The sequence below is a fragment of the Vibrio gallaecicus genome, from assembly GCF_024347495.1.
Lineage (GTDB): Bacteria > Pseudomonadota > Gammaproteobacteria > Enterobacterales > Vibrionaceae > Vibrio > Vibrio gallaecicus.
On sequence record NZ_AP025491.1, the window covers coordinates 642,405 to 657,795 of the forward strand.

The following is a 15,391-nucleotide window of genomic DNA, read 5'->3' on the forward strand; positions in this document are numbered from 1 at the left end:
CATACAGGGGAGTCTGTAATGATTCGTTTGTTGCTAGCATTGCCGATTGCCGCCGCTATGGGAATTGCATTGTTTTCTTTTATGGCATGGATGGTGGACAACGGTCACCATAGAACGCAAGAAAATAGCGAAACATTAAGTTTTAACATGGTAATGGTTGAAAGTGAGCAGGAAGTTCAAAGACGCCAGCGAGCTGTACCAGAAAAGCCTAAAGCACCAGAGCCGCCACCAGAAGCTCAAGTATCTACATCTAAAGCAGAGGTTACGCCAATTAATCCAATGTCTTCAATTCCTGCATTGGATCTAAATACTTCAATTAGTGGATTGGCGATTAGCGCTCCAACATTCTCTGATTTTGGTTCAAACCAACAGGCAATGCCCCTCTATAGAGTGGAACCTAGATACCCTGCAAAAGCTTTAAAACGTGGTGCCGAAGGCTATGTACTGATGTCATTCACAATAGATGAAACTGGTCGCCCTGTGGATATTGAAGTAACAGACGCTAAGCCTCGTAGAATGTTTGAAAGGAATGCAATAAGAGCACTAAAAAAATGGAAATATCAACCTAAGGTCATTGATGGAAAAGCAATAGCTCAGGTTGGCCAAACCGTTAAACTTGAATTTAAGTTGGCAGAATGATGAAAAAAATATGGATATTTATCAGCTTATTGCTATTGCCTTCGCTATTTCCATTGAAGGCTTTGCAAGCTAAAGAGTTGAGTCAGTACACCGCAATTCGTGTTCAAAAAGCAAGTCAATTTGCTCAAGACGAAAAACTCAAAGAGGCTATAGAAACACTATCAGCCATGGAGCTTTCTAAAAAATACGATAAAGCTTTTGTTGCTCGCATGTTGGGTGTTTATCATTGGCACAATAGTGATACTAAATCTGCAATCAAAGAGCTGACTTATGCCGTTGATAGTGGCTTGCTTCTTGATGAACAAGCATGGATTACTCAAAGAATGCTTGCCGATGTATTACTGAATGAGCAGCGCTTCAAAACGGCGCTTCCTCATTACTACGCATTAGTTCAATACGCGCCTGAAACTGAGAAGATGGATTTACTGTGGATGCGTATAGCACAAGCGGAATACCAAATCGGTAACTGGAGTAATGTATTAAAAGCAATCAGCAAACACGACAAGTTGAAACCAGAACCTGATTTAGCTCCGTTATCTTTAAAGTTAGGTTCGCAACTGCAACTTAAACAGTGGAAACAGGCTATTCCGACTCTAGAATCCTTGATTGTTTTACAGCCGGAAAAAACGAACTGGTGGAGACAGCTTGTAGGTTTACAGCTTAGGCTAAATCAAAATCGTGCAGCGCTAAATACTTTAGCCTTAGCTGATTTACAAGGCGTTGAATTGTCTGACTCTGACCGTCGTTTAACTGCTCAATTATATGCTAAACGCGGAATACCTGAACGCGCGGCCCAAGAGTTGAGCAAACTTAGTAATGCTCATACAGATGTCCAGCTTCTTGCCGAGCAAGCAACTTATTGGCAACTTGCTAGAGAGTGGGATACGTCGATCAAAGTGTGGGGAATGGCCTCTAAATACAATGATAAGTATCATTGGAATGTTGCTCAGCTGATGGTGCAGCAGGGCTACTATCAAGAAGCTCTTGTTGAACTCGATAAAGTTAAGCAAAAAGAAAAACAAGCGGATGTCGCACTGGCCAAAGTTCGTTCGTGGTACAAACTCAAAGAATTAGAGAATGCTTTAATTCATGCCAAAAGAGCTGAAGGCATTGAAGCCTCAACTGAAGCTAAAGGGTGGATAAAATACTTAACTCAATTGAGACGTATTGATACCAGCAGTTAAAATCAAAGCAGCCACTTAATTATAAGTGGCTGCTTTGTATTTAGAATATGTTTTTTGTATTCAGGTGGTTACTTTTGTATTTAACTAAATTAGTTAATACCCATTAAATTGACTGATAATCATTTTCAATAGCGATGAATTATAATAGGCTATACAAAAATTTATAAAAGCCAATTTCCATGAGTGAAACTTTCTCCTTTGATACTCTTTTCCAATATTCACAAACCGTCACTCCATTTCTGGAAGGTCGTTTAAAATCGATTGAATTGACTTGTGAAAACTCTGATAGCCCACTTGAAGCCATCAACAGCCAAACTAATGACCAGCCAACCTCAATATATTCGTCGCCCAGCATCACTTATGGTTTGCCTTGCAGTGCTGATATCAAAGTGCTTTATGACTCAATAGCAACAGTATCTCCTGAGGCTAAACAAGCTTATTGGTTAACTCGCACTTGGGGATTGCTTTGTTGGCAACCGATATACCTTTCTTTTATATCAATTTATGCTTGTCATGGTTTGCCAAAGATTAAAGATATGTCTCAAGACCTTCGTGAGCAGTTTATCGCGGGTTATCAATTTAATGATGACGGCGTCAGGATCAATGAACAAAACACACTCATTGAGATAGCGGCGACTGAGCTACATTTATTGTTTGATTTTTACAGAGAAGAAATCGGCGAGTGGGCTCGAATTCGCCCAGGTTTCACAAACCACCTTTTTGCAGATGCGATCTTGGGGTGCATTGTTCAATTTCAACAATTTCAGCCTGAAATTCCAAACTCTTATTTCTTAGAGCAGGCTAAAATTTGGATTATTGCTGCTGGTTTACCATTGAAGTCATTAGAAGGGCTAAGCGTTAATCCAGAGACAAGTAAGCTTCACTTAGTTAGAACGAGTTGTTGTTTAGTATATAAGTGCACAGGTCGAAAACTATGTTCTGATTGCCCTAAATTACCTGAAAATAGAGAGATGAAAGTAACGTTGAAAGCATCTTAATAAAGAGCTTTATGAAATTAATTATCATTTATATTCTCATGTGATAAAGTCGCGGCACTTAGCTAAAATTTAGAAGAGCCAATGTACCAATTAGTTAACGCGTCGTTTCAAGTCGATGGAAAGAAGATTCTTAAACCTACCTCTTTGGTGTTTAAATCCGGAAAAGTTACCACGTTACTTGGTCACAATGGTTGTGGAAAGTCGACATTAATGAAGTTACTCAGTCGTCAAAATAAAGCTTACTCTGGAACCGTTCTATTAAACGAAAAAGAAGTAGGGAGCCTGAGTAGTCAAGATTTCGCACTTAATGTTGCCTATTTACCTCAGCACCCCCCAGTGACAGATGGTGTGACTGTCCGTGAACTTGTTTGTTTTGGTCGCTACCCATGGAAAGGGGTATTTGGTCGTTATAGTAAAAATGATTATCAAATTGTCGATGACGCCATTAATAAAGTGGGCTTAACTGAGTTTTCCCAGCGATTCGTAGCCACACTTTCTGGTGGGGAACGCCAACGTGCCTGGGTAGCAATGTTGTTAGCCCAGCAAAGCACATGCATTCTTTTAGATGAACCGACATCAGCCTTAGATGTTGCGCATCAGCATGAGCTTTTATCTTTGATTAGAGAGTTAAACCAATCTTTGGGATTAACCGTAATTATGGTTCTACATGACATCAATATGGCTGCCAAGTTTAGTGATGAACTCATTGCTCTCCACTCTGGTCAAGTCATCGCTTCTGGTTCTCCTTCTGAATTAATGACAACCGATAACCTAAAGAAAATTTACGGGATGGATTTATCCCTTTTTACTGACCCCATCTCTGGAAAAACAATCAGCTATATTGCCTAAATATTTGGTTTAAGAAGCTTAATACGTTTAAGAAAACCCAACTTAAGAACAATCCGTTTATGAAGGTTGGTTTTAGATGATGATTTTAATCAGGTTCGGTATACAACTGTTGAAAGGATATTAGTGTGAAAATATTGGTTGCTTATATAGCGTGTTTCTTTAGTTTTACGGCTTTTGCAAAAGAAGTCAGTCATGAGCTTGGGTCAGCAAATTTTGAATACACCCCAGTACGAGTAGTTACATTAGACTGGGCGTTAACAGAGACAGTTTTGAGCTTAGGTATTGAGCCTATTGGTGTCGCAGACATTAAAGGGTACAACTCTTGGGTAGCAGAGCCTGAAGTAGGGGACGCTGCCATAGATGTTGGTTCAAGAAGAGAACCTAATTTTGAATCATTATTAAAGTTGAATCCTGATGTGATTTTAATAAGTAAACAAATGTCGGCGGCTTACCCGCAGCTTAATTCAATTGCACCCACATTAGCTTATTCAATTTATAATAGTAATAAATCTCCCTTTGATTCAGCCGTCAGTATTACGCGCGATCTTGGTGATTTACTGGATAAATCTACTCAAGCAGAACGAATTATAAGTGATACCCAAAATAAGCTATTAACTAATGGTCAGAAAATTAAAGATCAATCAGCTAATAGTACTCAGCCATTATTGTTTGTTCGATTCGTTGATGAGAAAACGGTTCGAATTCATAGTGACGGTTCGCTGGCAAACGACACTATTGAAAAAATGGGTTTAACCAACTCTTGGCATGAACCAACCAATCTTTGGGGCTTTACAACCGCAGGAATTGAGAAGGTTGCTGAGCATCAAAAAACCAACTTGATGATATTTGGTCCATTGAAAGAAGTAGAAAGAAAGCAGTTATTGCAGTCTCCTTTATGGCAAGCAATGGAATTCACTCGAAATGACTCAGTTTATGAATTACCTGCTATCTGGACTTTTGGTGGGCTTATCGCCTCTCAAAGGTTTAGTGACCAAATAACTAGTCAATTAACTAATCAATCAAACAAATGATCAATGTGTTCACTCATAGTTGGTTTGGGTCACTTCAGCGAACGAGACTGCCTTTAGGCATAGCTGGGCTATTCAGTGTGATAGCCCTACTAGTGCACATTACGGTTCCTTACTCACAAGGTTTATCCGTATTAGTTGATGTTATTACTCAGTATGACCCGTCAGATTATCAACACATCATAATCAATTTAACTTATCTACCACGTTTAGCAGTTGCTTTAATATGCGGTTTTGCACTAGCGGTTGCGGGGTGTGTGATGCAATTTGTTTTACGAAACCCCATTGCGTCGCCAACCACTTTAGGTGTCGCTTCTGGTGCCGAACTAGGAATGATCCTGAGTATTTTATTACTTCCAGCCAGTATTGAAGTCAGTGGTTTTATTCCTGCATTTATCGGCGGTTGTTTTGCTACAGCATTGGTTTTTATCTTATCGGCTAAACGAGGCTTTTCACCAGTTCATATGGTACTTGCGGGCATGGTCGTGAGCTTGTTTTTTGGTTCAGTGAATACCATGTTGCTTTTATTAAATGAAGAGCACCTTACCAGTTTATTTGTTTGGGGAGCAGGCTCGTTAAATCAAAATGGCTGGGAAAGTGCGCAAATCCTAATTCCATTAACTGTTATTCCGACATTACTACTTCTAGCCATTGAAAGACCATTATCTGCATTGCAGCTAGGGGATGACGTTGCCTCTTCTATAGGTGTGAGTGTTAAAGTTCTAAAAGTGATCAGTTTAGCATTGGCTATTTTTGTTACAGCGGCAGTGGTTAGTGAAGTTGGGCTGATCGGTTTTGTCGGTATCGTAGCGCCGGCAATTGCAAGAATGTTAGGGGCTAGGAAGCTCAACCAACAAATTTTGGTTAGTGGGTTGGTTGGCTCATCTATGTTGTTGCTTGCTGACTTAATCATACAGCCATTTTCAGGAGCGGGTGGCGAAATGCTACCAACAGGCGCAATGACTGCCTTACTTGGAGCGCCTTTCCTTTTATGGCTGCTCAATAAGAAACTGTTGCAGTCAGATATGAAAGCACGCGAGTCAGTGATCAGCACTTATTGTCACCGAACATTAAAGCAAGTTGTTATCCCTATTGTGGGGCTCTTTGTGTTTCTTGTGATTGTTGCTGTCTTTGTTGGAAAAGATCAAACTGGCTGGACGATAGTTGAATCGGTTTCAATCTTACAACTTAGAATACCAAGAGTTGCTGTTGCTGCATTAGCTGGTGTTGGCTTAGCTATTGCTGGAACAATAATCCAACGAGTATCAACAAATCCTATGGCTAGCCCTGAAGTTCTAGGGATAAGCTCAGGTGCAGCACTTGCATTAGTTATAGGAGCTTATTTCGGGATAACGGCTGATCGATTCCAGCAAATGCTGCTGGGTACTTTAGGCGCATCATCGGTTACTTTTTTTATTTGGTGGATGGGCAGAAAGCATAACTTTGTAGCGACACATATGCTACTGACTGGCATCGCACTAAGTGCGGGGCTTGATGCCTTTCTGAGGATTGCTTTGTCATCTGGTCAAGATAATATGAGAGCCTTGCTCACATGGTTATCTGGCTCAACTTATCTCGTTTCAATGACAGATGTTTATTTATTAGGATCAGGGATATTAGTTTTCATTATTACCATAGCCTTAATTCACAAATGGTTAGACATCATTAGCTTAGGTGAGGTGGCGGCAAATAGCCTTGGAGTAGATTCAACAAGAGTAAGAATGCTATTGCTGCTTTTGGTGGCAAGTATCACGACTTTAGCAACAATAGTAATTGGACCTTTAAGTTTTGTAGGTTTGCTTGCTCCCCATATGGCTCGGTCATTACACCAATACAGCGCAAAGCAGCAATTGATTACCGCCAGCTTACTGGGTGCAATCTTAATGATGACCGCGGATTGGTTAGGGCGAACATTTTGGTTTCCTTGGCAATTTCCAGCAGGGCTATTAGCTTCATTGATTGGAGGAGCATACTTCTTATATCTCATGAGAAAGTAAATAGTTCCAATCGGAGATTAATTTTGGCGGTTATTAATATGGGTAGCCGCCACACCTTATATTCGTTTTTTCCAACTTATCTTTAGTTACTAGGCAAGTTCAGAGCCTTGCAGTTTTATTCTTACATCCGCCTATACTTTGATATTTTTCATTGATGCAGCTCCCTTTAGATACTTTTTAATCCGGTTTTTACAGATAAAACAATCACCTAAGATAGTAGGTGATTGTTTTATGCAGGCAATTGATAAAAACCTAGCCACTCATCGATAAATTTCATAAAACGGTAGTAATATTTATGCATATGAGTATTATTCCCATTCTCATTTGTTGTTTATAAAATATAAGAGAATTGAATGAAGTCTAAGAAAGGGATTTTCCCATTAACATTAGTTGCAGTGGCGGTAACTTCTGCATTTTCAATCGTTTCAACGCAAGCTCAAGCTGAAGGGTACGCAGAAACTGATGAAAAAATGGTGGTGGTTTCTAGCCGTACACCAAAAGCAATCAGCGATATTCCAGGTACGGTTTGGTACATTGATGCTGAACAGATTGAACGGGAGTATAGAGGTGGAAAAAACCTAGATGAAATTCTAGCCGTTACTATTCCGTCTCTTGATGTACAAAGTGGTGGTCGAACTCATACAGGTCAAAACTTACGTGGTAGAAGTATCATGGTAATGATTGATGGCGTATCTCTGCAGTCTGTTCGCTCCATCAGCCGCCAACTAGATTCTATAGACCCATTCAATATTGCACGAATTGAAGTCCTTTCAGGTGCTAGTTCCATTTATGGTGCTGGTGCAAGTGGCGGTGTGATCAACATTGTGACTAAAAAATCGAACAGTGATGAACTTGAATTTGAAACTTTTGTTGGTGGAACAACAGGCTTTAATTCTGGTGAAGATCTAGACTATAAAATTGCGCAATCAGTATCGGGTGGTAATGACAGTGTTAAAGGTCGAGCTGCTGTTACTTATACTAAAACCCAAGCCTATTTTGATGCAGATGGTGGCATTATCACACCAGATGTGACGCAAGGTTCGACCCAGTTTAACGAGACAGTTGACGTATTGGGTAATTTACAAATTGATTTAGCCGATAGTCAAAGACTCAACTTACTTGCCCAATATTATGATAGCCAACAAGATTCGCCATATGGCTTATATTTTGAGAAAGACGCGAACGGAAATTATCAATTTGTCGACGTTCGTGAAGGGTACTCTGCAGAGCGTCAGCAGGGTACTGAAAGAATCATGGTTAGTGCTGCCTACAACAATGATGACTTCCTAAGTCATCAGTTTATTGCTGAGCTTTCATATCGTATGGAAGAGCATACCTATACTCCATATACGCGAGCAGGTCGACAGACACTAAGCTTTAGTTCATCAAGGCAAAAAACAGACGTTATTTCTTTAAAAGCAGTAATGAATAAGTCGTTTGATTCATTGTCTTTTACTTATGGCATCGATGGGTATTTAGATAAATTCGACAGTGACCAAGCTCTCTATGATTCAACGGTTACCGGTAATACCGGTGGTTTAGTCAATGTTATTGATGAAATTACTGGACGTTACCCTGGAGTGGATACAGAAGCTCTTGCAACATTTATTCAACTCGAATATGCGATAACGAATGACTGGTCTATTCAAGGTGGTACTCGTTACCAGTATTTGAATACAAAGATTTCCGATTTTCAGAAAAATGCAGCGTCAGATTTTGTTCCTGGCGGTGAAACAGATTATTCAGAAACACTGTTTAACTTCGGCACTATATATCAACTATCAGAGAGCTCTCAGGTGTGGGCTAATTTCTCACAAGGCTTTGATTTAGCTAACCCTGCAAAATACTATGGTAAAGACGCAACCGTAAATGTAAATGACTCTAAACTTGAAGGCATTAAAACGGATGGCTACGAAATTGGCTACCGTAATGAACTTGATGATTTGTCATTCCAAACAGCCTTGTACTATTCATATTCAGATGGTTCAGTTGAGTATGCAGATGACAAAAGCATTAAAGGAATTTCTGATCCGCTACGAGTTTATGGTGCAGAAGCCGAAGTTAAATATTGGATGACAGATAACCTGCAACTGGGTACATCTGGTCATTATGTTGTCTCAGAAGAGAAAGGCGATAACGGCTGGGAAGATTTAGCCGCGATGGAAGCGAGTACAACCAAAGCAACGGCATGGGTTGGATGGAATGACTACGATTACAACATGAAGCTGCAAAGTGTCACAATGTTTGATTACAAAGACGCTGATGATCGTAAATTGGATGGTTACACTGTTTTTGATTTTGTTGGCAGCTATCAACTTCCAGTTGGAAGCCTAGGCTTTGGTATTAAAAATCTACTAAATGAAGATTACTCAACAGTATGGAGTCAGCGTGCAAGACATTGGTATGGTGATTCAGACATGTTCGAATACAAAGGTCGAGGTCGTACATTTACTCTCAATTACCAAGTGAAATATTAATCTCATAGATTATTATCAAATTTAATCAGTCAGCCGCTTTACTTTAGAAGTAGAGCGGCTTTTTCATAGAAATCAAAAATCCCCTCACATAGAACCGTTCTGAACTCAAATTTGAGAAGCTCATATTTTATAGAACTTCTGCTTATATAAACGTAAACAATGTAAATTAAATGCCAATACGAATGATTATCAACTAAATTACCGCCCAGATATTTTATAGGTACATACATTCATGCAATTAAGCTGTGCGGTGTTCAAAGTGTTAGCGGAGTTTAAAGTGCTAGCGCGGTTAAAAATCAAATTGGTTAACGAGTCAAATTGGTTAAGCAACCATTCGCTTGAAAAACATGCAGTTAAAAACAAAGTGGCTAAACAACCATGTGGTTAAAAGGTAGAGCGGTTCAAGCGTGGGCACGCCGACTCCATGTTTATATTTCAATGGCATTATTGTTTGTGGTCCTGTTTTTCTCAGTAACCGGGATCACTCTTAATCGCCCAAATCTGTTTGAGTTAAGCCAGCCTGATATTCAAAGCAATATTTTCGAATTACCAAGGGCATTATTTTCTATCAATGATGGACGAATTGAAGCCGATGAAAAAGCGCTACATCAATTCTTGAAAAACGAAGCAAATGTATCCGGAAGCCCTTCAAATTTAGACATCTTTTCAGAAATAGAAGATGGCGAGTTAATCATTGGCGAAGTATCAATGGATTTCAAAGGACCGGGTTATAACGCTTCCGTATTCGTCGATATTTTGGATGCATCGGTTGAAGTTGAAAGTACAGATTACGGGGTAATCGCGTTACTTAATGACTTACACAAAGGCCGAAATAGTGGCGAAGTGTGGAAGTGGTTTATTGATATTACTGCATTGCTGATGATTTTTTTCGTTATCACTGGAGTTTGCTTGCTGCTTCCGAAAAAGAAAACATTACATACATCCATTAAGTGGACCATTTTTGGCTCACTCGTCTCTGTAATCATTTACATAATTGCTGTGCCTTAATTTGGTCAGCATTGATTAAAGATATTCGGTATTCGTTTCCTAAGGCTATGAACATGAAAAACACATTTTGGTGTCAGTTGCTTATTGCACTGTCACTGGCTCCAACTTTAAGTATGGCTGAACCTATTCCAGCAGCTGCCAAGCTAGATGTGAGCTTTGAATTACCAACAATCGATACATCAATGTATGCCAGACCGTATGTTGCAGTATGGGTGGAAAACAGTGAAAGAAAGTCTGTAAAAACGATTGAACTTTGGGTCGGTAAAGACGAATGGCTGAAAGACTTGCGTAGTTGGTGGCGAAAAGTAGGTCGCTATGATCGTGAACTTGTTGACGCTGTTACCTCAGCAACGAGACCTGCGGGTGAATATCGATTCGTTTGGGATGGAAAAACTGACAGTGGTGAGCCACTCGAACAAGGTAACTACACCGTGCATATTGAGGTAGTTCGCGAGCATGGTGGACGGAATTACTTACGTCAAAAAATCACATTGGGTGACTCAAACGCAAGCTACCAATTAGAGCCAACGGAAGAAACAGGCGAAATAACAATGAGCTACGTTGTTAAATAAAATTGAGTTGCTAAATAAGATCACGTCGTTAAATAGAATCACGTAATTAAATCGATCAAATACTCACGTTAGTTGAAGATGAATTAACGAAAATAATGGAATTAAAAATGATGAAACAAACAAAAGTAAAAGCACTAGCTCTTGCGGGTGTAATGGCATTTGGTTTAGCGGTAACCACAACAGCTCAAGCACACCCTCGTTGGGTTTTACCTTCTCATTTTACCGTATCAAAAGAAGGCGGCGATTGGTTAACTTTTGACGTTACTGCTTCTCACGGCACGTTTGTATTTGATAAGCCTGCTGGCAGTGAAAGTGCACAAATTATCATGCCAGATGGGAGAAAAGAGCGTCCAAACTTCGTGGTACGTGGTAAGCGCCGTTCTATTTTTGATTTCTACTTTGAAGAAGAAGGTACTCACAAGGTTACGATTAACAATACACCAAGCTATTACACTCAGTACAAAGCAGGTCGTCGTGACACCGTTAAGTGGGTGAAAGCGACTAAAGCAGAAAGAGATAGCATTCTTCCTGAAAAATCTCGTGACATTGTCACTCAAATCAGTTTCACACGAGCTGAAAGTTACATCACTGTGGGCAAACCATCAGACTCAGTATTTGAGATTGAAGGAAAATTACTTGAAATGAAACCTGTAACTCACCCTTCAGACATCATCGAAGGCGAGCCTGTGACATTCCAGTTCTTTTACAACGGTGCAATTCAAAAAGGTGTAACTGCTGAAATCACACGAGAAGGTACGCTTTACCGCAACCATCAAGAGCAGATTGACGTAGTAAGTAATGATAAAGGTGAAATCACATTTACTCCGGATGTTGCTGGTCGTTACGTGATGAAAGCGAACTACAAAGGTGAGCTTATTGATAATCCATTAGCAGATAAAGCCAGTGCTAATGTCCATCTAACTTTTGAAGCATTACTACAGTAATCGGGCACCCCATACTGGGCTTCGAACGCTCGTAAACAACGATTAGGGTTCATGGTTATGAACCCTTTGTCGGTTATGTATTGCGTCGATTATCTATTACCTCAGTTAAGTAATACACAAGTTTAAAATTACAAAATGTTACTACGCTAGCCATGTGAATGTTGAATATGAAAATACAAATTAAAACAAAATTAAAAATAGCTATTAAGACAAACTTGGCCATTGCTGTCGCGGCAATAGCATTACCTGCACAAGCGCATTTTCCACTTATGGGCTGCTGGCTAGAAAAAGAATTAGTGGTTTGTGAAGCGGGGTATTCAGATGGAAGTACAGCGGTCGATTACGCTGTTGAGATGTTTGATTATGACGATAATCTTATCGCTAAAGAAGTGACTGATAAGCGTTCAATCGTGGAATTTGTACATCCCAATGAAGATTTCTATTTAGTCTTCGATTCTGGTCATGAAAATCCAGTTGAAGTTGATGTTGTTGAGATCAGTGAGAAATGATCACTCAATCAGTAAGACCAGATACTGGTGATAGAGAAGGGAAATGGGTCGGGTTCATTATTATCTTGATCCTTGCGTTCGCTACGGTTGCTATTCCATTTCAGCAAGCAAACACTCAAACAGAACACGTTGAACAACATCAAATATTAGTTACCGATGTTAAGAAAGAAAACCTGGCTATGCTGTCTGAACTTAGGCTTGCTCACGAAGAAATTCGAGACATTTATTTAGAAAGTGATGGCGAATGGCCAAGTGTCAATTTTTTAGAAGACGAGTGGATCGCGCCGTTCGTGAAAGATCAAAGTTGGAAGCGTAAAGGGCAGCATCATTGGACTCATGTGGGAAATGGATACTATTTTTCTGCTCCTTCTCACTCAGGTGCTGCAAACGCATTCTTGTTAAACACCAATGTTATGTCACCTGATATATGGATATCTCTCGGGGGAAGCCTAGAAGCACCGAGCTCATATGAGATCGAGTATTTAGAGTCATTAGGCTGGAAACAAGTTGTCACTGCTGCAAGTGACCCCAAAAACAAATTAAATGATGTTCATTAAAAATAGAGATTTATCATGCGAGTTTTAACTGTATTCATTGTTTTTCTTTCTGTGTTTACCACGTCGAGCCTTCACGCCACAGCACTCTCATCATTAGACGAACAATTAGATAGCAATTTAATAGACAGCAATAAAATTACAATCGGTATCACGCTGCAACCCTATTACAGCTATGTCAAAGCTGTGGTTGGTGATAAAGCTAACATACTCCCATTGGTTGATGCTGGTTTTAACCCACACAATTACTTACCTCAACCAAACGACCTAAAACGCTTAAGTATGATGGATGCCATTATAGTGAATGGCATTGGACATGATGACTTTGCATTGAAAGTTATTGAAGCGTCACAACGTAATGATTTAGTTGTAATTGAAGCCAATAAAGAAGTGCCTTTACTGCCTGCACTCGGTCAATCTGTTGGTCAAGGTGCAGTAAACCCGCATACGTTTGTAGGCTTATCAACAACGATTCAAAAAGTGTATACCATTGCTAGTGAAGTATCGAAATTAGACCCAGATAATGCCGCTTTTTATCGTAAAAATGCTCGTAAGTACGCGAAGCATTTCCGTTTGATGAAACGTGACGCCATGCTTTCACTTGGTGAACTTGATACTTCAGGTATGAAAGTGGCCACAACACATAATGCTTACGGGTACATCCTTCAAGAATTTGGGGTGGACGTAGTCGCGGTGATTGAGCCGGCTCATGGCGTCGAACCAAGCGCTAGCCAACTTCAAGGAACAATTGAAAAGATTCGTGAATCTGAAATTGACGTTCTCTTTTACGAGTTAAATATGCCAAACCGTTTTGTCGACACTATTGAAGTAGAAACTGGAGTTCAACTTTATCGATTCTCACACATGACTCATGGTGATTATGAAGATGAAAAAGTTGAAGTTGAAATGAAAAAGAATGTCGAGACTCTTATTGAAGCGATGAAATTTGCAGCCAGTAATCAGGCTAACTCATCCCAACAAGGCCAGAAGATTAAACAAGTAAGTAAGTCGGGTGGTTTGTAATGATTGGTCCTTCAATCTCAATTAATAACCTTGGTCTTCAATATGATAACAACATCATTTTGGAAAAAATCTCTGTAGATTTTGAACCAGGTAAATGCCACGTAGTAATGGGACCAAATGGAGGAGGCAAAACATCGCTGCTTCGTTCTGTTCTTGGACTCACTCCATTCTCTGGGGACATAAAGATCCATTGGCCTGCAAAGCCGAGCATTGGCTATGTTCCACAAAAGGCTATCTTCGAATCCAGTTTGCCTTTGACTGTGATGGACTTTGTATTGCTCAACCAAACTCGTACGCCCTTATTTTTCCGTCGCAAATCAAAACAACTTGATACCGCTCTTGAACAGTTAGATCGCGTAGGTATGGCAAGCCGTTCTGATCGTCGAATGGGGCAATTATCAGGTGGTGAGCAACAGAGGGTGTTATTTGCTCAAGCGCTATTAGATAACCCAAGTTTATTAGTGTTTGATGAACCAACCACAGGCATGGATGAACAAGGGGTTCGCTATTTAGAAACTCTTATAAAAGAGTGTGTTGATGAGGGACGAACCATTTTAGCGGTTCATCATGATGTGACAGCGGTTCGTCGTTTAGAAGCGAATGTACATGTGGTTAATCGAGGCTTAGTTGAAAGTGGCACTCATGAACAAGTTTTACACCCATCAAAAATTGAAAGCTTGTTCCAACATTATACGAGTACTTCAAACATTAAAAATACAGTCGAGGTAGCGTAATGGAATGGTTACGACAAATCGCCATCATGGGTGTAGAAGCGGGCTGGTTAAGCGATAGCTTCATGTATGCATTTATGGTTAACGCCCTGGTTGCAGCCTTACTACTAGGGCCATTACTTGGTGGGCTAGGGACGCTTGTTATTGCTAAACGACTCGCTTTCTTTTCTGAAGCTGTGGGTCACGCTGCTTTAACAGGGATTGCAATCGGCGTGCTACTTGGAGAGCCAGCCGAAAACCCAATCATAGGCTTGTTTAGCTTCTGTATGATTTTTGCTTTGCTACTTCACTTTGTAAGAAATAGAACCAATGTGCCATACGACACGCTTGTGGGCGTATTTTTAGCGCTTGCTTTAGCGGTTGGTGCTGCCTTATTAATGTATGTCGCGCGTAAAATAAATATCCATATGCTAGAGAATGTCTTGTTTGGTTCGATACTCACGGTGACCGATCAAGATTTAGCGATATTAGCGGCGAGTTGTTTCATCATAATCGTACTGCTTATCCCTACGTTCAATCGCATTTTATTAACTTGTATTAGCCCTGATATCGCGAAAGTTCGTGGCTATAACACCAGTTTTTATGATTACTTATTTGTGATGATGATTACGCTAGTGACCATAGCTGCAGTAAAAATCGTTGGTGCAGTCTTAGTTGGAGCATTATTGCTCATTCCTGGTGCTACCGCGCGTTTACTGACTAAACGAATGGGAAGCTTTGTGCTGCTTTCTGCGTTACTCGCGACAATTGCTTGTTTGGTCGGAACGATATTGCCTATGGAACTTGACCTTCCAGTGCCTTCAGGCGCATCAATTATCATTGTTTCCGCAGTCTTTTTCTTGTCTGCAACATTCTACCGAATTATAAGAAAGGCTTAA

15 protein-coding genes are annotated in these 15,391 nt (G+C 40.1%); all 15 read left to right on the plus strand.

Annotation, left to right across the window (positions count from 1 at the left end):
- Positions 1–18 precede the first annotated feature (18 nt).
- The 15 genes from OCU78_RS17265 to OCU78_RS17335 all read left to right on the plus strand — a co-directional run bounded on the left by OCU78_RS17265 (position 19) and on the right by OCU78_RS17335 (position 15,391).
- Entirely contained in the window at positions 19–639 is a 621-nt protein-coding gene (locus OCU78_RS17265) for an energy transducer TonB (protein WP_137374317.1), read from the plus strand.
- Positions 636–1,823: a tetratricopeptide repeat protein gene (locus OCU78_RS17270; protein ID WP_137374316.1), complete on the plus strand. Its 1,188-nt coding sequence runs from the start codon at positions 636–638 to the stop codon at positions 1,821–1,823. Before OCU78_RS17265 ends, OCU78_RS17270 begins: the two co-directional genes overlap by 4 nt.
- A gap of 179 nt (positions 1,824–2,002) precedes the next feature.
- Positions 2,003–2,821 carry a siderophore ferric iron reductase gene (locus OCU78_RS17275; protein WP_137374315.1) on the plus strand — a complete coding sequence of 273 codons (819 nt, stop codon included), beginning with the start codon at positions 2,003–2,005 and terminating at the stop codon, positions 2,819–2,821.
- Positions 2,822–2,902: 81 nt separating this feature from the next.
- Entirely contained in the window at positions 2,903–3,670 is a 768-nt protein-coding gene (locus OCU78_RS17280; RefSeq protein ID WP_137374314.1) for an ABC transporter ATP-binding protein, read from the plus strand.
- A gap of 125 nt (positions 3,671–3,795) precedes the next feature.
- Entirely contained in the window at positions 3,796–4,701 is a 906-nt protein-coding gene (locus OCU78_RS17285) for an ABC transporter substrate-binding protein (RefSeq protein ID WP_137374313.1), read from the plus strand.
- A 47-nt stretch (positions 4,702–4,748) separates the two neighbouring features.
- Positions 4,749–6,695 (plus strand): Fe(3+)-hydroxamate ABC transporter permease FhuB, encoded by a 1,947-nt coding sequence (gene fhuB, locus OCU78_RS17290; RefSeq protein ID WP_240701764.1) that lies wholly within the window; start codon positions 4,749–4,751, stop codon positions 6,693–6,695.
- 353 nt (positions 6,696–7,048) lie between these two features.
- Complete coding sequence (locus OCU78_RS17295; RefSeq protein ID WP_137374311.1) at positions 7,049–9,172, plus strand: TonB-dependent receptor; 2,124 nt, start codon at positions 7,049–7,051, stop codon at positions 9,170–9,172.
- Between the two features lie 378 nt (positions 9,173–9,550).
- Entirely contained in the window at positions 9,551–10,180 is a 630-nt protein-coding gene (locus tag OCU78_RS17300) for a PepSY-associated TM helix domain-containing protein (protein ID WP_137374310.1), read from the plus strand.
- Between the two features lie 53 nt (positions 10,181–10,233).
- On the plus strand, positions 10,234–10,752 hold the full coding sequence (locus OCU78_RS17305) for a DUF2271 domain-containing protein (RefSeq protein ID WP_137374309.1): 519 nt from the start codon (positions 10,234–10,236) through the stop codon (positions 10,750–10,752).
- A gap of 107 nt (positions 10,753–10,859) precedes the next feature.
- The gene (locus tag OCU78_RS17310; protein WP_137374308.1) at positions 10,860–11,696 is read left to right on the plus strand and encodes a DUF4198 domain-containing protein; all 837 of its coding nucleotides are present in this window, start codon (positions 10,860–10,862) and stop codon (positions 11,694–11,696) included.
- A 173-nt stretch (positions 11,697–11,869) separates the two neighbouring features.
- Positions 11,870–12,205, plus strand: coding sequence for a hypothetical protein (locus OCU78_RS17315; RefSeq protein WP_180033728.1), 336 nt, complete (start codon positions 11,870–11,872; stop codon positions 12,203–12,205).
- Positions 12,202–12,762: a DUF6162 family protein gene (locus OCU78_RS17320; RefSeq protein WP_137374306.1), complete on the plus strand. Its 561-nt coding sequence runs from the start codon at positions 12,202–12,204 to the stop codon at positions 12,760–12,762. Before OCU78_RS17315 ends, OCU78_RS17320 begins: the two co-directional genes overlap by 4 nt.
- A gap of 15 nt (positions 12,763–12,777) precedes the next feature.
- Entirely contained in the window at positions 12,778–13,782 is a 1,005-nt protein-coding gene (locus OCU78_RS17325) for a metal ABC transporter solute-binding protein, Zn/Mn family (RefSeq protein WP_137374305.1), read from the plus strand.
- Positions 13,782–14,516 carry a metal ABC transporter ATP-binding protein gene (locus OCU78_RS17330; protein WP_137374304.1) on the plus strand — a complete coding sequence of 245 codons (735 nt, stop codon included), beginning with the start codon at positions 13,782–13,784 and terminating at the stop codon, positions 14,514–14,516. The genes OCU78_RS17325 and OCU78_RS17330 overlap by 1 nt, the downstream gene beginning before the upstream one ends.
- Entirely contained in the window at positions 14,516–15,391 is an 876-nt protein-coding gene (locus OCU78_RS17335) for a metal ABC transporter permease (protein ID WP_137374303.1), read from the plus strand. Before OCU78_RS17330 ends, OCU78_RS17335 begins: the two co-directional genes overlap by 1 nt.